We start from the raw sequence: 20,940 nt of genomic DNA, 5'->3' as shown, positions 1-20,940 counted from the left end.
CCTCGACCTGGGCGTCTGCCGCTATGCCGGCAAGGGGCAAGGCGAGCTGAGCGTGTTCCGTCGGCTGATGGGCTTCTTCCGGCCGGGAGACGTGGTGCTCACCGACCGCTTGTACTGTACCTGGCGGGAACTGCTCACGCTCCAGGAGCGTGGCGTCCACGCCGTGTCGCAGCTGCAGGTCATGCGGAAGGCCGACTTCCGCAAGGGCCAGCGCCTCGGCAAGGGCGATCACCTCGTCGAGTGGCCCAAGCCGAGCACGATCCGTTCGGTCGATTGGCCGACTTACCGTGACCTGCCCGACACGATCACGGTCCGCGAGTGCCGCGTGGTCATCGGCCAGGCGGGCTTCCGGAACAAGTCGATCGTCGTCGTGACGACGCTGCTCGATCCCGACGAATTCACGAGGGACGACCTGGCGGCGCTCTACCGAGCCCGATGGAACGCCGAGCTCGACCTGCGGTCGGTCAAGACGACCATGCAGATGGAGGTGCTGCGGTGCAAGACGCCCGAGTTGGTGCGCAAGGAGATCTGGACGCACGTGCTCGCCTACAACCTGATCCGCACCGTGATGGCCCAAGCGGCGAGCGAACACGCCCTCCAGCCGCGGTCGATCAGCTTCAAAGGCGCGATGCAGACGCTCGAAGCCTTCCGGCCCGTGATCGCTTGTTGCTCACGCCTCCGTCACGAGGCTTACGAACGACTGCTCGACTGCATCGCAGCCCACGCCGTTGGCGATCGACCTGGGCGATTCGAACCGAGACAGGTCAAGCGAAGGCCCAAGCGATTCCAGTGGATGATGCTCCCCAGGCACGAGACCAAACTCCAACTGCTCAAAGAGCTTCGGTAAAACTACGTGCCATTCGTCGTAAACGCCGAGGTCGATAGCCATCAACTTTGTGTGACTGGAAAGCCAGTAGTCACTCAGTCGTACCGACCCCGCAGCCAACGGCTCGCTCTAGCTGAGCGATGGCCCCGGCGAGGGTTGCTTCGGTCCGGGCGACTTGTAGTTCGATCATTAGCAGCTCGGTGAAGCCGGCGGTGACCTCACCGAAATCGACGAGGCGGCCCCGGTAGTCGGCCGAGGCTATTTCGAGCGCCCGTTTAGATCTGGGCCTCAGGCGATTCTCGTACAGGTCGAGTTGCTGCTGGGCTGCCTGCGCCTGTTCGTTGTAGCGGCGGATGCGACGGAAGGTGTCATCGCGTGTGTCGGCATACTCGCGTGACGAGGCCGCGACGGCCGCGGACGCCTCGTTGATCCCCGCTCGGATCCGGTCACGCCAAATTGGCAGAGTGAGACCCACCGCGAAGCTGATGTTGTCGCGCCCGTTGGCGACCGGGGAGATGGCGTCGCTCTCGGTGATGGTTTGCCAACCAACTCCGAACGTGAAATCAGGACGCTTCTGCAAGCAGGCAAGCTCTTGCTTCTGCCGATCACGTGAGACCGCCCATCGCTGCTCGTTCAGGCTGGGATTACATTCAAGCGCGAGGGCGAACAAGGCCTCACGTTGTTGCTCGGCGCCGGAGAGGTCGATGGTCTCGGTCGGCTCGATGCCTTGCGCGCTCGGTTGCTGCGTCAGGGCAGCGAGGTCGGCCTGGGCGAGCGCCTTTTGCTCGGCGAGGCTGATCAACTTCGAGTCGAGATTGTCAACTTGCAGTGAAGCACGCAGCACGTCCTGCTGACTCCCGCCGGCGGCGTTTCGGGCCTCGGCGAGCTTGACCAGTTCGATGGCGATCTCGCGGTTCCGCTCGGTAATCCCGATCGCTCGATCAGCGAACCAGAGTTCGTAGTAGGCAAGCCGGACCAGCTCTTCGATCTCAAGCTCGGCCTGCCTAATCTTCGTCGCGGCGATTTGGGCCTCCCGTTCGGCGATCGCCCCTTTCACTTCGCGCTTAGCTGGCCACGGGTACTTCTGCGACAGCGACATCGTGTTGCCAGCCCGACCGCCCGCCGTTTGCAGAGCCTGATCCGAGATCGGGAAGAACGTGTTTGACAGCATCGGATCATCGAGCGATCGGGCTTGCTCTGGCCGCCAGGTTGCCGAGGCGTACCGTGCTCGGGCCGCTCTCACGCGGGGGTGCTGATCGATTGCTACGGCGACCAGCTGCTCGACAGGTTGTCGGGCAAGGGGCGTGGGCCTAAAGCCGAGCTTGATGACCTCGGGCTGGGCCGGTTCCAGGGGAGGCCCCCCATCTAGAAGGCTGACAGCCGCCGCCTCTTCCGGTTCGGCCGCCGACTCGAAATCAACAAGCATCGCCCGATCGTCAGCAAATGGCGATGATGCCTCAACTCGCGAGTCCCGCTGTCCAAAGGGCGCACGGCAGCCAGCCAGGACCGAGAGTCCCGCAACGACGATTCCTAGCGTGGACAGGCTCCACACGCTTTGTCTCTGGTCATCCATGCGTTCGGAACGGCTTTTGAGAGTGTCTTCGCGAGGTGCTCAAGAGAACTACACTTGCTGTAGCGGGGCATCCTGCCGATAATACCCCCCAGAGGTATTCTCGTTACCAACCTATCGACCGGCCCGTTGATCAAGTCCCGTGCAATCCGTTCGGCCGTCAAGCTCTTCCTGATCGGAATGCTAGCGTTCCCGCTGCACGGTCTTCCGGGAGCGCACGGGTCGACTTGCACGAGCAATGCCGACGTCGATGCGACTTGTGCCGGCTGCGGTTCCTGCCCAGTAACGCAGGTAGGTCAGCGCTGTGGCTGTTGCTCGAAAACGCGGAAACCTGCCGTTACCCGACCGCCCAACGCAACTTCGGGCTGCTGCAACAAGAGTGACCGCGGTCAGCAACCGACTCGTCCAGACGACACGAGCGTTTCTGGCTCTGTTGGCGAGGGTTGCCTGTGCGTGAAGCCTGCCGAGCCAGCTGCACCGGAGAGCGACGCCCGCCCCGTCTTGAAGCGGCTTGCCGAACAACTGCAAGGGGCGGTCGTTCGGTTACCGAGTCAATGGTTCGCCGATTTTTCAGAGCGGAAGGCCTATTCTTCATTTGACCCAGCCGTCGAGCCGTCCAATGGACGCCTAGCTCGGCTTGGCGTTTGGCGCATTTGAGTCGCTAGCGCTCAAGGTACGCGCCGAGCGATCCGTCGGCGCAACGACGACACGCCTTTTCTTGGCGGTCGTTTCTCAGGGAAGCATTCAGTTGGCTGCTACGCGCGGCCACGAATCCGTTGGTCACGATCGAAAACTTGATCGTGATCTGCTCTCCCGTCTCGTGAGACCTTTCGCATGAAAACCGCAAACAAGATCGCCAGTGGCGAGACGCATTCGTCGTCTCGCTCGGGCACCATACGAAGCTGGGTTGCCCGCACGGTGCGGCAGGCCGGCATCGCGGTTGGTGTGATGGTGCTCTGCCTCTTCTTGGTCGGCTTGAGCCAACGGATCGGATGGATCCAGAGCGGCGGCGGCACAGCCTTGGCGCTCGAATCCGTCGAGGCGGCGGCGACCGAGTTCACCTGCCCGATGCACCCCGAGATACGCCAAGACACCGAAGGCAAGTGCCCGATCTGCGGGATGGCGTTGGTCCCCGTAGCGGTCTCGTCCAACCGAAAAGCTCCAGGAGCTAAGGCCGGTGCCGAGGACGAACGCTACATCTGCCCCATGATGTGCACGCCACCGCAGGGCGAACCGGGCAAGTGCCCGGTGTGCGCCATGGATTTGGTGCTCGCCGAAGCGGGGGGGGGCGGGGAGCGATCGGTTTCGATCGACGCCGCGGCACGACGCATTCTCGGTATCCGCACCGCGACGGTCGAGCGTAAACCGGCCTACCGCACGATCCGCAGCATTGGCCAGCTCGCCTACGACCAGGAGCGGATGGCGACGATCGCCGCCTACGTGGATGGCCGGATCGAAGAGATGTACGCCGAGTACGAGGGCGTCGAAGTGGCCAAGGGAGACGACTTGGCGCTCGTCTACAGCCCGGCGCTCTACTCGGCCCAGGTCGAGTACCTGTCGAGCCTTGATACGCCGGCTCTTTCGGTGCTTGGCAATCGGAACGACAAGTTGAGCGACGTCGCTCAGGACAACCTGCAAGAGCTGGGGATGACGCCATCGCAGATCGATCGGCTGTTGACGACACGGCAAGCCGACAAGCGACTCCGAATCACTGCGCCGATCACTGGCACCGTCGTCAAGCGTTTCAAGGTCGAAGGCGACTACATCAAGACGGGTGAGCCGATCTACCGTGTCGTCGATCTCTCGACCGTCTGGTTGATGCTCGACCTTTATCCTAGCGACGCCGCCCGGGTCCGGTTCGGCCAAGAAGTCCAGGCCGAGGTTCAGTCCTTCCCGGGCGAGGTCTCAACCGGCCGGATTGCCTTTATCGACCCCATGGTCAGCGACAAGACCCGGACGGTCGGTGTGCGGGTTGAGCTGTCGAACTTCGACGGCCGTCTCAAACCGGGCGACTACGCCACCGCGACGATCCGCGTCCCGGCGATCCCACGAGATGAGGTCTACGACCCGGCCCTCGCCGGCAAGTGGATCAGCCCGATGCACCCACAGATCGTCCGCACCGAGCCGGGGATCTGCCCGATCTGCCAGATGGACCTCGTCCCGACGACACGCTTCGGCTACGCGGAGCAGCCGCCGCCGGATGACGGGGAGATCGTCGTGCCGCGTGGCGCCGTGTTGATGGCTGGCGACAACTCGGTCGTTTATGTCGAGACCAAGCCGGGCGAGTTCGAGCTGCGTGAGGTCACGATCGCGGCCCTTACCGATGAGTCGGCCGTCATGCTCGACGGACTCACGGTGGGTGAAACGGTGGCGACCGACGGCAACTTCCTCATCGACTCCCAGATGCAGCTCGGTGGCAAGCCTTCCTTAATGGACCCGAGCCGCGGCGAAGACAAGAACGAGGGCGACGCCCCCATGCCCGCCATGACGGAGGCTCCCCATGCTCACTAGTCTCGTGAGGTTCTGCGTCAAAGAAGCCTGGCTGGTCGTGCTGCTTGCGGTGGGGTTGAGCGTCTACGGCTGGTACAGCTACCGGACCGTGCCGATCGATGCGATTCCGAACATCGGCGAGAACCAAGTCATCGTCCTGACGCCTTGGCCAGGACGTTCACCAAAGGATATCGAGGATCAAGTCACTTACCCGCTCAGCGTTTCGTTGCTGGCGGTGCCCGGCGCGGAGAGCGTGCGCGGCAAGAGCATGTTCGGCTACTCCTTCGTTCAAGTCACGTTCAAAGACTCGGTCGATTTTTACTGGGCACGCAGCCGAGTATCCGAACAGCTGGGATCGGCCGCGGGCCAACTTCCCGATGGCGTCGTTCCTCAACTCGGGCCCGATGCAACCGGGCTCGGGCAAGTCTACTACTACGTGCTGCGCCCACCCCCAGAGGGCATGAGCCTCGCCGAGTTGCGGTCGCTTCAGGACTTCGTCGTGAAGTTTGAGTTGCAAGCGGTGGAGGGGGTCAGCGAAGTCGCTTCGATCGGCGGCTACGTGCGTCAGTATCAGATTGAGGTCGATCCGGACAAGCTGCGTTTCCACGGTGTCGCGTTGGATCAGGTGGTCTCGGCGGTGCGGGGATCGAACGTCGATGTCGGCGCCAAGACCGTCGAGACCAGCGGCATGGAGTTCATCGTCCGTGGCAAGGGGTTTCTGGGCGGCGACGGTGACGCAACCAAGACGATCCGTGACATCGAGCAGACCGTCATCCGCCAGCGAGATGGGGTGCCGCTGAGGGTGGAGGATGTGGCTCGGGTGCAGTTGGGGCCCGACTTCCGCCGGGGAGCGCTCGACTACAACGGGACCGAGGCGGTCGGTGGCGTGGTCGTCATGCGGTACGGCGAGAACCCGCGGCAGGTAATCGACCGCATCAAGAAGCGGATCGAGCAGATCACGCCCGCCCTGGACGGCGTCACGATCCGCGGCGTTTATGATCGAACCGGTTTGATCGATGAAACGATCGGCACACTGACGACCGCTCTGCGCGAAGAAATCCTCATCACGGGGGTCGTGATCCTGCTCTTCCTGCTGCACATCCGCAGCAGCTTCATTGTCGCCGCCACGCTGCCCGTCGCTGTGCTGTTGGCGTTCGTCGCGATGAAGACCCTGCACGTTGACGCCAACATCATGTCGCTTGCGGGCATCGCGATCGCGATCGGGACGATGGTCGATATGGGGATCATCGTCTCGGAGAATATCTACCAGCACCTCGCCGAGTGGGAGCAGGCGGGCGAAGAGGGGGGCGCTGAACGCCGCAGCCAAGTCATCGCCGACGCGGCGACCGAGGTCGCTCCGGCGGTCGTGACCGCCGTGACAACGACCATCGTCAGCTTCCTACCGATCTTCTTTTTAACGGGCCGCGATTACAAGCTCTTCAGCCCGCTAGCATGGACCAAGACCTTCGCTATCGCCGCGGCGTTGGTCGTCGCCGTGACCTTGGTGCCGGCACTCGCCCGACTCTTACTCCGCAGCGCTCGCTGGCCACGCTCTGCGAACCTCGCCGTGGCTTTGGTCGGCGGCGTTCTGGGCGGTTTGCTGGTTTCTCTCCTATGGACCGAGGCGATTGAGGCCGAGTACGGCGTCGCACCGCTTATCGCAGTCTCCTTATCCGTCGCCTTAGGCGGGCTCGGTGGCTACCTGCTCACTAGGGAGCGTATCCGACCGATCGAGGAGAGCTTCGTCAGTCGCGCAATCGTGAGAGCGTATGTGCCCACGCTCAACCTCTTCCTTCGGAATAAAGCCGCGTTCCTGGTGGTCCCGGTCTTGATCATGGTCGTTGGGCTGGGGGGTTGGATCGGACTGCCAACCGTGATGCGGCCTTTCGAGCGGATCGCCACGGTCCTCGGCGTGAAACCGAACGAATTACCGGGGTACGTCGATCTAAAACACACTTTTACCGGGCTGAAGAGCGACGACTGGATCGCGCTAGACGAGGGGAGTTGGTTCTATATGCCGACGCTTTACCCGGCTGCGAGCTTCAGCCAAGCGATGCAGGTGCTCCAAGCCCAGGACGTGCTCATCGGTCAGATCCCCGAAGTGCAAGACGTTCTTGGCAAGATCGGTCGCGTCGAGTCGGCCCTCGATCCGGCGCCCGCCGCGATGATCGAGACCTACGTCATGCTCAAGGCGAAGGATCAGTGGCGTGAGGGTGTCACTTCCCGCGACGTGTGGGACGAGATCAACGCGGCCGCGACGCTGCCGGGTGTCACGCCCGCAAGTCCGCTTCAGCCGATCGAAGGCCGTGTCGTGATGCTCCAAAGCGGCATCAAGGCGCCGATGGCGATCCGCATCTACGGCGACACGCTCGCGGAGCTGGCCGACGCGGCGGTCTCGATCGCCGAGCACTTGCGTGGCTCGCCGTACGTGAACCCCGCGACGGTGAACCCCGACATCGTGCTGGGTAAGCCCTACATCGAGTTCACGGTCGATCGTGCTGCCGCCGCCCGTTACGGCATGTCGGTGCAGATGGTCAATCAAGTCGTCGAGACAGCGCTCGGCGGCATGAATCTGATTAAGACCGTTGAGGGCCGTGAACGCTACCCAGTCCGCATCCGCTACCGCCGCGACCTGCGGGAACGCATCGACCAGTTGGAGAGCCTGCCGGTTGTCGCCCATGGCGGGCAGGTCATCCCGCTTGGCGAGCTGGCGAAGCTAGAAACCACGTGGGGGCCCGGCGCCATCAACAGCGAGAACGCCCGATTGGTGGCGCACGTCGCGTTCGCGTCGAGCGGCGTGACAGGCGACCTCGAATCGGTGGCGGCGATTGAGAAGTCGCTGCGTGACGCGATGGCGCTTCCTGAGAACGATCCCTCGCGGCTTGCGTTGCCGGCCGGCTACTCAATCGAATCGGTTGGCAGTTTTCGCAATCAGATTGAAGCGAACCAGCGGCTGATCTGGCTGGTGCCCATGGTGGTGTTGATCAACCTGCTGGTCATCTATCTCCAGTTCCGCCACGTGCCGATCACGCTTGCGGTCTTCGCCGGCATCCCGGTGGCGTTTGCCGGAGGGATGATCGCCCTGGCGATCGCCGGCGCCGAAATGAACACCGCCGTCTGGGTCGGCTTCATCGCTCTGTTCGGCATTGCGGTGGACGACGGGGTGGTGGTCGCCACCTACCTCGATCAAGTCTTCAGCCGCGTGAAGCTCAACAGCGTGCAGGACATCCGAACCGCGACGATCCAGGCAGGCATGCGCCGCATCCGACCCTGCCTGATGACGACGGCAACCACGGTCCTGGCGCTCGTGCCGGTGCTCCTCTCGACCGGGCGAGGCGCCGACGTCGCTCGCGCGATGGCGTTGCCGGTGTTTGGCGGCATGATCGTCGAATTGGTGACGCTGTTCGTCGTTCCGGTCGTCTACTGCGGCTACAAGGAAATGAAGATGCAGATGGGCCTTCCGGATCGGCACTGGGCCGGCACCGAGTCGGCCAAAGAAGTCTCAGAACTCGTGCCAACGGCGTAAGGAAGCGTCCGCGGCGATCAATCGAAGAAGTGAACCTAGGGAGAGAAACGATGAGAGTCCTCAATTACTTGGTGCTCGCTTGCGGTCTTGCAATCGCGGTACCTGTATTTGCTCAACATGATCACACAACGCACGGGTCCGGCCACAAGATGGCTGCGCAACAACCACCGGTCGCTCCCCCAGCACCAGCCGTTGCCAATGACCAAGGCCCTCACGGCGGTCGGCTGGCCGACGTCGGCGCGATGCAGATCGAAACCGTGATTGCTCCAAGCGGTATCCGTCTCTTCGCCTATAACGAGCAGAAGAATCCGCTTGATCTACGCGATGTCCGTGGCGTGGCGACGCTTCAGGTCCAGGGTGACGCTAAACGCTATCGGTACGATCTCTTCGCTGAGACACGCTCCGACGGCTCGGCCGAAGCGTTGGCGGTGGCGGTTGATCTCTCGCCGATCGCCGGTCGCCAAATCGAACTCGCTGTCCAGCTCGCCGGCCTCTCCGGTCCGCAAGGCCAGCCGGTCCGATTCCAGACGACCGCGGTTGCCCCGAGGACCGAAGCCCAGCAGGTAGCGGCCGCCATCGCCGAGCAGAAGGTATGCCCCGTCAGCGGCCAACCGTTGGGTTCGATGGGCAGGCCGATCCCGGTGCAAGTCGGTGATCGGACGGTCTACGTTTGCTGCGCGGGCTGCATTGATGCCGTCAAAGACAACCCGTCTCAGTACGTGATCGGCAAGCCCATGCTCAAGGTCGCGCCAGCCACGGACGCCGACGCGGCGGCGATCGCGGCTCAGAAGCTCTGCCCTGTGATGGACGAGCCCCTCGGCTCGATGGGGACGCCGCTCAAGGTCACCGGCTTGCCGCGTGATGTCTATCTCTGCTGCAAGGGATGCCTGAAGTTCTTGGAAAAGGAGCCGCAGAAGTACCTTGCCAAGCTGCCCGCTGCGCCCGGAACGGCGAAGCCAGAGATCACCAAGGCGACCGCGGCGGATGCCCCGTTTGTAGCCGCCCAGAAACTCTGTCCCGTGATGGATGAGCCGCTCGACGCGATGGGCGGGCCGTACCGGACCGTTGTCGAAGGACGGGTGGTTTACCTGTGCTGCCCAGGCTGCGCGAAGAAGCTGCACGCCGACCCCCAGGGCTACCTCCAGAAGCTGGCCCAACAAGGCGTCGAACCGCCGCGGGTTCGATAAGACGCGATTCTCGCGGGGGCGGCGACGTGCCGAGGGGAGGTCCTCCTACCCGGAGCGCCCCGTCGCCCCCGCCCTTTTATGGAGAACGACACGATGTCTCTCTGGCTAAAACGGGTTGCCTACCGCTGTTTGCAACGCGTCATGGTGCTCGAAAGGGTCACCGTGATGATCGCCGAGACTTCTAAGCTCGCGGCAGAGTCAATCAACGGGCAGGCGGAGCGGATTTCAGCAGCAAAGCTGAAGCGATTCATCGAGAGCGGCGAGGCTCCCTATTGCGAGGAGCTTGTCGAAAGACTCGACGACCCAAGACTCAGTTGCTTCGCTGTTATTGCCGCCGAAAGGCTAAGCTCGTTTGCGTGGTTCTTTCACGGCTCGGCAGAAGCCGGCATGAACTACGGTCGATCGAAAGCTACGGCTACCGCGATCGAACTCGACGAGTGTAGCGTTTTCGTCTTTCACGCCTACACAGCCGCCGGTTCGCGCGGCGTCGGATTGATGAGAGAAGTTCTTTGTTGCGCGGCTAACGAGCTTGCCGAGTCCGGCGGCGCTGACTGGTTGGTCGCCACGACGGAGAGCCTCAACACCCCAGCACGCCGTGCCTTCGGCAGAACGGGCTTCCAGGAGATCGGTCACTACACGCGTTACGGCATCGGCCGCCGAGTGTTCGGAAGCTACCCGAAACCCGTCCCGCCGATCCAATCTTTTGGATAGCCAGACAGGTCAGCTGGATCAGTCGGTTACGCGGCCGTACTTCTGAAAGAGCGAGGCCAGCTCTTCGAGCATCGCGTCGCGCTTCGCCTCGTCGTCTCCTTCGAGGGCACTCTGGATGCAGGTCTGGACATGCGTCTCTAAAATCATCCGGCCCACTTTGCTGAGGGCGCCGTTGGCAGCGGCGATCTGCGTGAGCGTCTCGACGCAGTAGGCGTCTTCGTCGATCATCCGCTGAACGGCCGAGACTTGCCCCGCGATCCGCCGCAGGCGATTGCCGATCTTCGTCTTGTCGTCGTCGGAGAGCACGGGGGGCAACAACTCGCGGTGTCGGGTTAGAATTGCCCAGCTTACCTGTCCGGCAAGAGCCGGCCTAGCTGGTCGTCTCTGCCGCGGCCGATTCGCCGTGTTTCCAGCCGAGGAACCACCGCTCGCCACCGAAGATCAGCAAGAATCCGGCTGCCCCGATAGCAAGCAGCCACGGATCGGCGGCCCCCTTCACGGCGATCAAGGCGCCGAGCACGACCAAGTCGAGCCCAATCGCGGTCAGGAGAACCGGCCCACTGGCCCCGATCTCCTCGCGTAGGCTCCGAAAGATGCCCCAGTGCATCGCGATGTCCATCACGAGATAGAAGAACGCTCCGAGGGCGGCGATCCGGCTGAGGTCGAAGAAGATCGTCAAGACGATCGCCAGCACGACCGTGTAGACGAGCGTGTGCTTCTGCACGTCGCCGGGCATCCCGAAGTGGCGGTGCGGGACCAATTCCATCTGCGTAAGCATCGCCAGCATCCGCGAGACCGCAAAGACGCTCGCGATCACCCCGGAGATCGTCGCGACGATCGCCAATCCGACCGTGAAGTAGACCGCTGCTTCGCCAAGAGCCGGCCGCGCTGCTTCGGCCAGGACGTAGTCTTTAGCGGCGACGATCTCGTCGAGGCTCAGCGAGCCCGCTACTGCCAAAGCGACCAAGGCGTAAGTGGCGACGCAGATCCCGATCGAGATCACAATCGCGAGGCTGACATTCTTCTTCGGCTCGACCAACTCGTCGCCGTCGTTGGTGATAGTCGTGAAGCCCTTGTAGGCGAGGATGCCCAGCGCAGTCGCCGCCAAGAAACCTGTCAGGGAGGCTTCTTTTGCCGAAGTGACTGGCGCGAACGATCCGCCCGAGAGCCAGAGCCCGATTCCCGCGAACAGCGCGATGCCCCCGATTTTGATCACCGCGGTCACCATCGACATCCCGCCGATCCATTGGTTGCCCATCAGATTGACGGCGAAGGCGAGGAGTAGCAGACCGACTCCGAGGGCCGGCACGAGCCACGAGTCCTGTGGGGCGTCAAACAGCTGGAGCGTGTACGCGCCGAACGTCCTCGCGACGAGGCTCTCGTTGATGACCATCGAGAAGTACATCAGCAACGAGCAACCGGCCGTGATCGTCCCTTCGCCGTAGCACTTCTTGAGGTGCATCGCGATGCCGCCCGCGGACGGGTGAGCGTCGGACATCTTCACGTAGCTGTAGGCGCTGAATGCCGTGACAACCGCCGCCGAGAGGAAGGCCAACGGAAAGAGACCGCCGGCTTGCTCTGCCATCTGCCCGGTCAACGCGAAGATGCCAGCGCCGATCATCACGCCAGTGCCCATCGCTACCGCACCCGGCAGCGAGAGACTGCCAGACTCGTACGAGTTGCCTTTGTCGTCAGTATTTGAGGGCATCCTGTGGCCTGTCGAGACTTAAAAGGAGGAGGCAGCCCAGTCGCCCGGACCGCCTCCGATCGAGTGCGTTGAAGGACCTAGCTGGCTCAAGCCGCAACAGCTTGGCAGCTCTCCACGCAGCGGCGACAACTCTCGGCGCACTTTTGGCAATGGTCGTGGTCGTGTGCGCCGCACTGATCGGCACAGTACTGGCAAACCTCGGCGCACAACTTGCAGAACGCCCCGGCGTGCTCGCCGCCGATCGCCATCGCCTCGACACAAGCCCGGCAGATCGCCACACATTCCAGGCAGCACTTCGGGCAGTCGTTCATCGACTCCTTGCCCAGCATGCCTTCAACACAGGCAAGACAGTCGGCGAGGCAAGCGTTGCAGGCCTCAATGCAGTCTTGATAGTTCGCAGTCGCGGTAGCCATCAAAAGGTCTCCTCGATCTGGTTTTGGCGAGCAATCGCCGAAATGGACAACCAGAGCCGGAGCAAACCGCATACCACCCGGGGGTATGCGGCGTAATGGCGAAGAGGCCTAACCGTGCGACATCTTCATGGCCGGCTGGTAGTCGTTCGGGTCGCCGAACCGTCGAACGATCTCGGCAAACACGGATCCTGGTTCGACCGGCTCGTCGGTCTCCATGACGAGTTGGTAGAGGTCCTCGGGCAGCACCCGCACCGCCAGCATCAGACCCATGATCGCCATCGGCCAGTCGGCCCGCATGCCTAGCGTCTCGCGGCGGCCGACGATCCGATCGCTCATCATCATGTCCATGTTCATCCCCTTCATGGTTTGGGGATAACCAGGCACCGCGAAGCCGGGGTCGGGGTTCTGCATCGAAACGCCTGGCGAACGGTCGAGGTTGGCGAGGTAGGCATCGACCGACTGGTTCGGCCGAACCCGGGGGCCGATCTGCTTCGTCATGTGGTTCATCATGTGATGCACCATGTGGCAGTGCATCATCCAGTCGCCCGGGTTGTTAGCGATGAACTCGAAATCGGAAGCCTGAGCGACGGCGATCAGCTCGGTGTTCCGCGGGATCCACGCGCTCTTAGGAATCCTCGCTCCTTCGTGTCCGGTGACCCAGAACGTGTGGCCGTGTAGGTGGATCGGGTGATGCTGCATCGGGGCGAAGTTGAGGATACGAATCCGCACCCGCTCACCGTGCTTTACCACCAGCGGCGAATTGAACGGACCGCTCCGCCCGTTGATCGTGTGCCAACTCCAGTCCATCGCCCAGCTGTTGGAGATCGTCTGACCCGGCTCGATAGCAAAGTTCTGGAAGATCAGCCCGAAGTCGCGATCGACCGGCGGGTCCCAGTCCTGCTTTGGGTGGACTATGAACCAGCCGACCATCCCGAACGCCTCCTGCATCGCGACGTGCGAGTGGTAGAAGAACGTCCCTTCTTCGTGGAAAGTGAACTCGTAGTTGAAGCTCTCGCCCGGCTTGATCGGGTTCTGAATCAGAGCGTCGGCGCCGTCGTACTGGACGCGGCACTCGAAGCCGTGCCAGTGCATGTACGTCTCTTCGGGCAGCTCGTTGGTGACAATGATCCGGACCCGATCGCCCTGCGTGACCTCGATTGTCGGCCCCGGCATGCTGCCGTTGTAGCCATAGACATTCATTTTGTAGCCGGGTAGGAATTCGGCTTCGACGGGCGTCGCGCGAAGGTGAAACTCCTTGACGCCGTCCTTCATCTCGTACGACATCGAAGGGATATCCGGGGCGACGAACGGAGCCCGACCCGCCGACGAATCACGCAGCCCCGGCACCAGCTTACCAAGGTAAAAGTCGCTGTCCGGGCTATTGCCGCGGCTTGGGGCGAAGCGCCGGAAGCCATCGTATTCGTCCTGCACACCGGTTGGACGACCCGCCAATGGATCGCCGATCGGCTGTAGCATTTTGTGGTCGATGCCGCCTCCGCCGCCGTGCATCTCGTGGCCCATGTGCTGTGCCCCGGCGACCGACGAGCCGGCGAAAGCCCCACCGGCGGCGAGTGCCGTGGTGCGTAGAAACTCGCGACGCGGGGGGCGATTCGGTTCTTGTTGGCTGCTCATGGTTGATCGGTCGGGCTGAGGGCTGTATCAATGAAAGCTCGATTAGCGCGGTTTAGGCGTGGCGTTGATGTGGCCGGGAGGCGTTGGCCCGCCGGCGGCCATCAGGCCGTCGTGGAGCAGGTAGCCCGCGATCAAGACTTCGTGCGTGCGGGCTTCCAAAAGGTTATCGACCTGCATCAGCTTGGCGTCGAAGTAGTCGTGCTGCGCCATCAGCACGTCGGGCCAATCGACCCGATCACGCTTGTAGCTTTCGAGCAGCTCGGCGTACGCCGCCTTCGACTCGGGCAGGATCACCCGCTCGTATTCGTAGACGTGCTGCAGCGATGAGAGGTACCGTTCGTAGGTCATCGCCAGCCGGTTCCGCAGGCCGAGTTCGATCCGTCGAAGTTCTTGCTGCTGTCGGGCGTAGTCGGCTCTAGCCTGACGTATCGTGCCCTGGTTGCGGTCGTAGATGGGAAGCTCTAGCGACAGCCCGGCGACGGCGACCGTCTCGCCCGCCTCGAAGTTGTATCCCGCACCACCACGCGCCACGAGATCGGGCACCCATTCGACCCGTTCCCGCTCAACCGTCGCCCGATCGACGGCGAGCTTCGCCCTCGCGGCCGCGACCTCGGGGCTTTCGGCAAGCAGACGACCCAGTTCACTATCGAAAGAAGTCGGTTCACGCTCGGGCGCCAAACTCCCTTCGACAGCACCTTCGGTGAGCGCCACGCCTACTAAAGCCGTGAGTCGGCGGAAGCTTTCCCGCTGAGCGTTCTCCGCTCGCATCACACTCAGCCTAGCGCGCTGTAGGGTGATGTTGGCCCGCCGTACTTCGGGTCGGCGTGACTGTCCCATGTTGTACGCTTCTTGAGCGGTGACCGCGGCGTCCTCACTGCTCTTGAGCAACTCGCGGCGGATCGCCAGCGTCTCGCCGGCCGCCAGGGCCCGGTAGAAGTGGAGCCGCACATCGTTGCAGACGCGGAACTGCTGAACCGTTGCGAGGTGCTCGGATACATGGGCCCGCCGTAGGTACTTCTCGCGACTCAGCCGCAGCTTGCCTGCGGTCACGAAGCGCTGCTCCAAAACGCCGCCTTGAAATTCACCCGGAGAGTCTTTGTTGCCCTCGACATCGACCCCGATCTGCTCGGCTTCGTAAGAGAAGATGGGGTTCGGATAGAGGCCGGCTTGCTGCGCCTTGCCCAGCTCGGCCGAAATATGGAGCTGCGCCTGCCGGAGCGTTGGGTTGTTCCGTCCGGCGAGCCTCAGCAATACGTCGAGCGTGTAGCCAGACTCGGCGACCCCTCCATCAGGGGGCGTGTCGATCTGCAGCTCGGGGTCGGGCACGGTCGGGATCGCTGGCGCAGCGGTGAACACCTTCGCTGCTCTCGGCGGGATTGGCGCACGCGGGGGAGCAACCAGCTCTTGCCCCTTCGTCGCGCCGCAGCAAACGGCGATCATCCCTAAGCTTGCGGCGATTAGTTTCGATGACCGGGGCATACGCACCGTGAGCTAACTTTCGGGCTGGCTTTCGGAAGGCTCGACCTAACCGATATCGGCGGAGTACCCCCTGGGGGTACATCGGCGTGGCCAGTTTCCAATCAGTCCGGGCGCCGCCGCTGTGAAGGTTTGCGGCCTGCAATACTCGACGGACGGCTGGTCGTCTGAGTGACCAGCTGATAGCTCAGGCCCCAACCGCCCTTGCCAGCATCGTGATCGCCATCGCTAGCATGACGCTGTTCTCGACGATCGTGACGGTCGACATCGGCAGGTTGAAGACGGTGCCTAGGCAGGCGCATTGGATGGCTTGCTTGCGGAAGACGGCCTGCACGATACCGACCAGCCCAACGGCCATGATCACCGCGGTCACCCCGTTGGCGACGAGCGGCAGCACGCCACTCACGAACAGGACTCCGAGCCCAAGCTCAATCCACGGGTACGCCAATGCGTAGCCGCGTGAGCGTTTAGCGATGATGTCGTAGCTAGAGAACGAGTCCGCAAAGGCGGGGATGTCGAGCAGCTTGAAGAAAGCGAATCCGAGAAAGAAGAAGCCCATGAAGTAGCTCATCGCCCGCGGCCAAACGAAACCGCCGTGGATTGATTCGGCGACTCCCGTGGCGCCCAACACGTAGGCGACCACAAGCAAGAGCGGCTTGTAGTTGGCTAGCTTGAACGCCGAGTCAGCCTCGTTAGGTGGTTCGATAGACTCCGTCGATGCTCGATCGACCGGTGTCGCCTCGTAGCCCGCGCCTGCCAACAGGTCAACAACACGGCTCCCGGCAGACGCTTCTGCCAGATCCACGGTGAGGGGCTTCCTCGGATCGTCAAGATCTACGGACCAGTCAAGCACTCCCGACTCGTCGTCTAGCAGCGGGCCGATCGTCGCCAAGCATTTCTGGCAACGCAGGTTGGTCTCAAATTTCTGCCGCATCGAACTCTCCCTCGTGCCGTTCGTTGGTTCTCTTAAATGCGGCCCTTTGGTGGCCAATCAAGCATACGTGTCGAACACGGTGCTGGTTTGGTCCCTAGAGCTGCTGCCACACCGGCGTGTGCTTCACCCACGGGCAAAGCATGAACCCAAGATAGAAGAGCGCCAGCAAGACTCCCGCCGCGATCCAAGGGCTCCTATTGGGCTTTCTCAGCGTGTCCAGCAGGTAGTAGATGAAGAAGTACCAGGCGCCCGCTTCCAGCAGGCCGAGGATGATGTGTTTGACTTCCATTGGCTAGCTCCCGTCGGTAGATGGTGATGCGTAGGCGAGCAGGCGGAGTGCGTTGAACACAACGACAAGCGTCGAGCCTTCGTGGAGCGCTACCGCCGGGCCGATGTTGAGACCGAAGATCGTTGCTGGCACGAGAAAGGCGACCATGCCGAGGCTCATCCACAGATTCTGGCGGATGATGCGTCGAGTGGCACGGCTCAGTCCGATTGCCAATGGCAGATGATCGAGATTGTCCGCCATCAACGCGACATCGGCCGTTTCAAGGGCGACGTCGCTACCGGCTGCTCCCATCGCGATACCAACCGATGCGGACGCCATCGCCGGTGCGTCGTTGACCCCATCGCCGACCATGGCCACCCCGGCGACGCTATTGAGCTTCTTGATCTCTTCGACCTTGTCCTCGGGCATCAAGTCGCCTCGCGCCTCATCGATGCCAACCGCTTTGGCGACCGCATCGGCGACCTGCTGGTTGTCTCCGGAAATCATGATCATTCGCTTGACGCCGAGTTCTCGGAGCCGCGTGATGGTTCGTTGGGCCGCTTCACGTGGTGTATCCATGAGCCCAATAACGCCGAGGTAGCGGTCGTCATACCGCACGATCATCGTAGTGCGTCCCTCGCTCTCCAATGACTCGACGGTCGAGCGGATCGAATCGGGAAGAGACGGGCCGTCAACCTCCGAGAACAACTCGTCTTTGCCTATGAAAGCAGTTCTCCCATCCACTTCTGCCTGAACCCCGCGGCCGGTGATACTCTTAAGATTCGTCGCCTTAGGTAGGCCATTGCTCTTTGCTTCCAACATTGCTGTTCCGTCACGAACGACGGCTTTGGCGAGCGGATGCTTGCTGAGGTCTTCCACGGCGATGGCGATACGCAGAAGCTCCTTTTTACTTACACCGTCCGCGGGTCGCACATCCGTCATGCGAGGCTTGCCTTCGGTCAGGGTGCCTGTCTTGTCGAAGGCGATCGCGTCCAAGCGGCCGAGACTTTCCAAAGGGCCGCCCCCCTTTACGAGCACACCACCACGCGCCGCTCGGGCCACACCGCTCAGTACCGCGCTCGGTGTTGCGATCGCCAAGGCGCAAGGGCTAGCTGCGACCAAGACCGCCATCGCACGATAAAAGGAGTCGCTGAAGGCTTCATCGAGAACGAGTGGTGCGAAGAGGAGCAGCACAACGGTGGCGATCACCGCGGGCACAAAGTAGCGCTCAAACCGCTTCGTGAGCTTCTGGGTTGGCGAAGTGCGTGTCTCCGCTTCGTTGACCATCGTGACGACACGAGCGAGCGTGTTCTCGGCGGCGGTCTTGGTCACGTGGACCTCGATCGACCCCGCTTGATTGATCGTGCCCGCGAACACCCGGTGGTCGGAAGCGACGCCTTCCGGGTCGGCGGCGGCAGACTCCCGATCGGCGACCGGTAGCTTGTCAACGGGCGCGCTTTCACCGGTGATTGAGGCTTGGTCGATGCTTGTTTCGCCGCGGATAACAAACCCGTCGGCCGGCAGCCGCTCGTCGGGCTTGACGATGGCGACGTCCCCGACCCGCAATTCCTCGACGTCGACTTCCGACTCCCGGCCATCCCGACGAATGCGAGCGGTCCGTGGGGCGAGTTCGGAGAGGGCTTCGATCGCCCGCTTGGCGCGGCCCATCGCGTAGCCTTCCAGGGCATGGCCGATGCTGAACAGGAACAGCAGAAGCGAGCCCTCTGCCCAGGCGCCAAGCGAAGCCGCACCGGCAGCAGCCACGACCATTAGAAGGTCGATCTCGAAACTTCCCGCCCGTATTTTCTCGATCGCTTCGGTGACGGTGTAGTAGCCACCGAAAAGATAGGCGGCGACGTAGCAGGCGATCGGCGGCCAGCTGGAGACGTCCGCGACCGTCTCGAGTAGCCATCCAACCAGGAGAAAGACGCCGCAAAGCACGGCGAAGATGAGTTCGCTGCGGGCTCCGAAGATCCCGCCGTGGGCGTGTCCGTGCGCGGAATGATCGTGTTCGTCCTCGTGGGCCTCCCCGTCGTGCTTGTGGCCGGTGTGGTCATCGGCTTGGTGCCCCGGCTGCTCCAACCACTCCCCAACCGCCTCCTCGATCCTGTCCTCGCTGGTGACTTGGCGATCGAACTCAACACGTAACGTGCCGCCAGGCGAAACGGCTACTTCGAGCACGCCCTTGACCCGGCCGAGTCGTGATTCGATGGCAGACGCCTTGCCGGCGTGCATCGGTTGCAGGTCGGCGCGCCAATGCCCGTATCTCTCAACGAGTTCCAGCCCTACGCGTCGGGATAGATCGCGAACTTCCGCAATCGTGACCACGTCCGAATCGAAGTGGACGCAGACTTCACTATCCGATGGCTCTGACGACGCGACAACGTGGCATGAATCGATCCCGTGCTTGGCTTCCAATAAGCCCTGCAGACGGCGGACACAGGCATCAGTCGCGTCCGGGACACCGGGCAGGGTGAAAGCAAGATTGATCTTCGTTTTACGTTGCATCCTAAACTCCAGCTGGTGATAACGCCGCCAACGCGTTGTCTGTGCGCTCTGCGTCGCGATGGCGGGTGTACGAACGCGCCCTGCGCTACCGCGTTTCTTGGTTCGCAAGGATCGTGAGATACCGCTTGTCAGGCGATTTGATAAGCATCAGCACGGGCTTCTCGGGTGGGACCATCGACGTCACACGAGCGAAGTCTGCCGACGTACGGATCTCATGTTCGTTTACTCGCAGCACAAGCATCCCTGCCGCGATCCCGTCTTTGTAGGCCGCCCCGCCAGTTTCGACACCGGCGATCAACGCTCCCGTCGCGTCGGCGTCGTAGCCCAGTTGGGAGGCAACTTCCGGGAGCAAGGCATCGACGCACAGCCCAAAACGTTTGCAGAACGGCTGTGACGGAACGTGCTTATGCTCTGGGGGGTGGGGCGGTGTGAGGGAGTTGGCTCCAGGGCGTCTGTCGATCGTGATGCTGATGTGTCGAGTGCGTCCCTCACGGAACACCAACAGTCGGTGCGCTTCGCCTGGTTCAACGTCATCAAAGATTTTCTTGAAGGGGTGTTGCTCGTCGATCGGTTCCCCGTCGAAGTGCGTGATGAGGTCGCCCACCAGCAGTTTCGCCCTGGCGGCCGGCGTCTCTTCCGCCACGTACAGCACGTAAAGGCCGCCTTCGCGGGGCAGCTCGAGTTTTTGGGACGTCCTTGGCGAAAGCGGCTGCAGGTCGCACCCCAAGTAGCCATGGACGCGGGTACCTCGCTTCGAGAGTTCCTCCGCTACCTGTCTGGCGCCATTGATCGGAACAGCCAAACTGACCCCCTGGAACCCGGCGTCCACGCCGAGACTGCCGGCTAGCACGCCGACGACCTCTCCTTCAAGGTTGGCGAGGGCTCCGCCCGAACTACCCGGATTCGACGACGCGTCGCTTTGGATCAGGGGTGCGGGACTCAGTGAGGTGTCGCGGTCGGTTGCAGACACCGTCCCCGTGCTAATCGACCGTTCCAAGCCATAGGGATTGCCAACCGAGACCACCCAGTCGCCTAGCTGCAATCCGTCGGAGTCCCCCAGGCGTGCTGCGGGCAGTTGGCCATCGGTATTGATCCGAAGGATGGCGAGGTCCCGATCGGGTTCTGAGCGGACATCGATTGGCTCAAAACGACGACCATCGGACAAGGTAACGAAGATCACGTCGGCTCCCGCGACGACGTGATGACAGGTAAGGATGACGCCTGAACCGTCAATGATGATCCCCGAGCCCCGTTCGTCGCGAGGATTCGACGGGTCGTCTTCCGTCAGCACCTCGCTTCGAGTGAGGTGGCGGTTGCGTCGCTGCTGGAGTCGACGCCACTGCGGTGTTGCTCTGGGACCTCGAAGCGATTCGATAAGCACAACCGATGGCATCACACGCTGCGCTGCGGCACGGAATTCTTGCGACAGTTCTTTGGCGTGGGAAGGCTCCCGATCAGCGGCTTGCCTTTGGGTTTCTGTGGCCGTAGCAAGGTGGGCAATCGTCGTCGCCACCAGTGCGGCCGGCCATAGCACAGCGATCGTTCTGGCAGCCGTCCGTGATTCCATCGTCATTACTCCGCCTCGTTCATCCTGATGATAAAGCGCGGGAAAGCGAATGCTGCGACGCGTGCGAGGAACGCGCCAAGACTTCGCTTTCCCGCTGAAATCGATGTCGTTTCTGGCGAGTGGG

General features: G+C 62.5%; 15 protein-coding genes. 5 read left to right on the top strand and 10 right to left on the bottom strand.

Annotated features, from left to right (window positions below):
- The coding region (locus Pla111_RS12050; RefSeq protein ID WP_146574674.1) for a transposase at positions 1–847 on the top strand (847 nt) is incomplete at its 5' end.
- Between the two features lie 70 nt (positions 848–917).
- Here the strand turns inward: Pla111_RS12050 and Pla111_RS12045 are convergent.
- Positions 918–2,252 carry a TolC family protein gene (locus tag Pla111_RS12045; protein ID WP_197524984.1) on the bottom strand — a complete coding sequence of 445 codons (1,335 nt, stop codon included), beginning with the start codon at positions 2,250–2,252 and terminating at the stop codon, positions 918–920.
- Positions 2,253–3,230: 978 nt separating this feature from the next.
- Here Pla111_RS12045 and Pla111_RS12040 point away from each other — a divergent pair.
- From Pla111_RS12040 to Pla111_RS12025, 4 genes are all read left to right on the top strand, one after another.
- The gene (locus Pla111_RS12040) at positions 3,231–4,907 is read left to right on the top strand and encodes an efflux RND transporter periplasmic adaptor subunit (RefSeq protein ID WP_231930984.1); all 1,677 of its coding nucleotides are present in this window, start codon (positions 3,231–3,233) and stop codon (positions 4,905–4,907) included.
- Entirely contained in the window at positions 4,897–8,412 is a 3,516-nt protein-coding gene (locus Pla111_RS12035; protein ID WP_146574671.1) for an efflux RND transporter permease subunit, read from the top strand. The genes Pla111_RS12040 and Pla111_RS12035 overlap by 11 nt, the downstream gene beginning before the upstream one ends.
- Positions 8,413–8,561: 149 nt before the next feature.
- Positions 8,562–9,599: a hypothetical protein gene (locus Pla111_RS17500; protein WP_231930976.1), complete on the top strand. Its 1,038-nt coding sequence runs from the start codon at positions 8,562–8,564 to the stop codon at positions 9,597–9,599.
- Between the two features lie 93 nt (positions 9,600–9,692).
- A complete protein-coding gene (locus tag Pla111_RS12025; protein WP_146574669.1) occupies positions 9,693–10,310 on the top strand; it encodes a GNAT family N-acetyltransferase in 618 nt (205 codons plus the stop codon).
- Positions 10,311–10,328: 18 nt separating this feature from the next.
- On the opposite strand, the gene Pla111_RS12020 is transcribed toward Pla111_RS12025, so the two are convergent.
- From Pla111_RS12020 to Pla111_RS11980, 9 genes are all read right to left on the bottom strand, one after another.
- Positions 10,329–10,616 (bottom strand): metal-sensitive transcriptional regulator, encoded by a 288-nt coding sequence (locus Pla111_RS12020; protein ID WP_146402691.1) that lies wholly within the window; start codon positions 10,614–10,616, stop codon positions 10,329–10,331.
- Between the two features lie 64 nt (positions 10,617–10,680).
- The gene (locus tag Pla111_RS12015) at positions 10,681–12,018 is read right to left on the bottom strand and encodes an APC family permease (protein WP_146574667.1); all 1,338 of its coding nucleotides are present in this window, start codon (positions 12,016–12,018) and stop codon (positions 10,681–10,683) included.
- A gap of 86 nt (positions 12,019–12,104) precedes the next feature.
- Complete coding sequence (locus Pla111_RS12010; RefSeq protein ID WP_146574665.1) at positions 12,105–12,431, bottom strand: four-helix bundle copper-binding protein; 327 nt, start codon at positions 12,429–12,431, stop codon at positions 12,105–12,107.
- A gap of 108 nt (positions 12,432–12,539) precedes the next feature.
- Positions 12,540–14,063, bottom strand: coding sequence for a multicopper oxidase family protein (locus Pla111_RS12005; protein ID WP_146574663.1), 1,524 nt, complete (start codon positions 14,061–14,063; stop codon positions 12,540–12,542).
- A 42-nt stretch (positions 14,064–14,105) separates the two neighbouring features.
- The gene (locus Pla111_RS12000) at positions 14,106–15,503 is read right to left on the bottom strand and encodes a TolC family protein (protein ID WP_146574661.1); all 1,398 of its coding nucleotides are present in this window, start codon (positions 15,501–15,503) and stop codon (positions 14,106–14,108) included.
- A gap of 223 nt (positions 15,504–15,726) precedes the next feature.
- Positions 15,727–16,473, bottom strand: coding sequence for a MauE/DoxX family redox-associated membrane protein (locus tag Pla111_RS11995; protein WP_146574659.1), 747 nt, complete (start codon positions 16,471–16,473; stop codon positions 15,727–15,729).
- Positions 16,474–16,567: 94 nt separating this feature from the next.
- Positions 16,568–16,762, bottom strand: a complete 195-nt coding sequence (locus Pla111_RS11990; protein WP_146574658.1) for a hypothetical protein — start codon at positions 16,760–16,762, stop codon at positions 16,568–16,570.
- A 3-nt stretch (positions 16,763–16,765) separates the two neighbouring features.
- On the bottom strand, positions 16,766–19,249 hold the full coding sequence (locus tag Pla111_RS11985; protein WP_146574656.1) for a heavy metal translocating P-type ATPase: 2,484 nt from the start codon (positions 19,247–19,249) through the stop codon (positions 16,766–16,768).
- Between the two features lie 85 nt (positions 19,250–19,334).
- Complete coding sequence (locus tag Pla111_RS11980; RefSeq protein ID WP_197524983.1) at positions 19,335–20,816, bottom strand: trypsin-like peptidase domain-containing protein; 1,482 nt, start codon at positions 20,814–20,816, stop codon at positions 19,335–19,337.
- Positions 20,817–20,940 lie beyond the last annotated feature (124 nt).

Source organism: Botrimarina hoheduenensis (assembly GCF_007859815.1).
GTDB lineage: Bacteria > Planctomycetota > Planctomycetia > Pirellulales > Lacipirellulaceae > Botrimarina > Botrimarina hoheduenensis.
Note: the sequence above shows the minus strand (reverse complement) of the source record. Positions and strands in the feature narration are given on the sequence as shown.

What these genes read in the sequence shown, in the direction of transcription:
- Pla111_RS12045 (WP_197524984.1), bottom strand. Translation starts at nt 2,252, where the DNA reads ATGCTTGTTGATTTCGAGTCGGCGGCCGAACCGGAAGAGGCGGCGGCT.
- Pla111_RS12040 (WP_231930984.1), top strand. Translation starts at nt 3,231, where the DNA reads ATGAAAACCGCAAACAAGATCGCCAGTGGCGAGACGCATTCGTCGTCT.
- Pla111_RS12010 (WP_146574665.1), bottom strand. Translation starts at nt 12,431, where the DNA reads ATGGCTACCGCGACTGCGAACTATCAAGACTGCATTGAGGCCTGCAAC.
- Pla111_RS11980 (WP_197524983.1), bottom strand. Translation starts at nt 20,816, where the DNA reads ATGGAATCACGGACGGCTGCCAGAACGATCGCTGTGCTATGGCCGGCC.
- Pla111_RS12000 (WP_146574661.1), bottom strand. Translation starts at nt 15,503, where the DNA reads ATGATCGCCGTTTGCTGCGGCGCGACGAAGGGGCAAGAGCTGGTTGCT.
- Pla111_RS11985 (WP_146574656.1), bottom strand. Translation starts at nt 19,249, where the DNA reads ATGCAACGTAAAACGAAGATCAATCTTGCTTTCACCCTGCCCGGTGTC.
- Pla111_RS12035 (WP_146574671.1), top strand. Translation starts at nt 4,897, where the DNA reads ATGCTCACTAGTCTCGTGAGGTTCTGCGTCAAAGAAGCCTGGCTGGTC.
- Pla111_RS17500 (WP_231930976.1), top strand. Translation starts at nt 8,562, where the DNA reads ATGGCTGCGCAACAACCACCGGTCGCTCCCCCAGCACCAGCCGTTGCC.
- Pla111_RS11995 (WP_146574659.1), bottom strand. Translation starts at nt 16,473, where the DNA reads ATGCGGCAGAAATTTGAGACCAACCTGCGTTGCCAGAAATGCTTGGCG.
- Pla111_RS12015 (WP_146574667.1), bottom strand. Translation starts at nt 12,018, where the DNA reads ATGCCCTCAAATACTGACGACAAAGGCAACTCGTACGAGTCTGGCAGT.
- Pla111_RS11990 (WP_146574658.1), bottom strand. Translation starts at nt 16,762, where the DNA reads ATGGAAGTCAAACACATCATCCTCGGCCTGCTGGAAGCGGGCGCCTGG.
- Pla111_RS12025 (WP_146574669.1), top strand. Translation starts at nt 9,693, where the DNA reads ATGTCTCTCTGGCTAAAACGGGTTGCCTACCGCTGTTTGCAACGCGTC.
- Pla111_RS12005 (WP_146574663.1), bottom strand. Translation starts at nt 14,063, where the DNA reads ATGAGCAGCCAACAAGAACCGAATCGCCCCCCGCGTCGCGAGTTTCTA.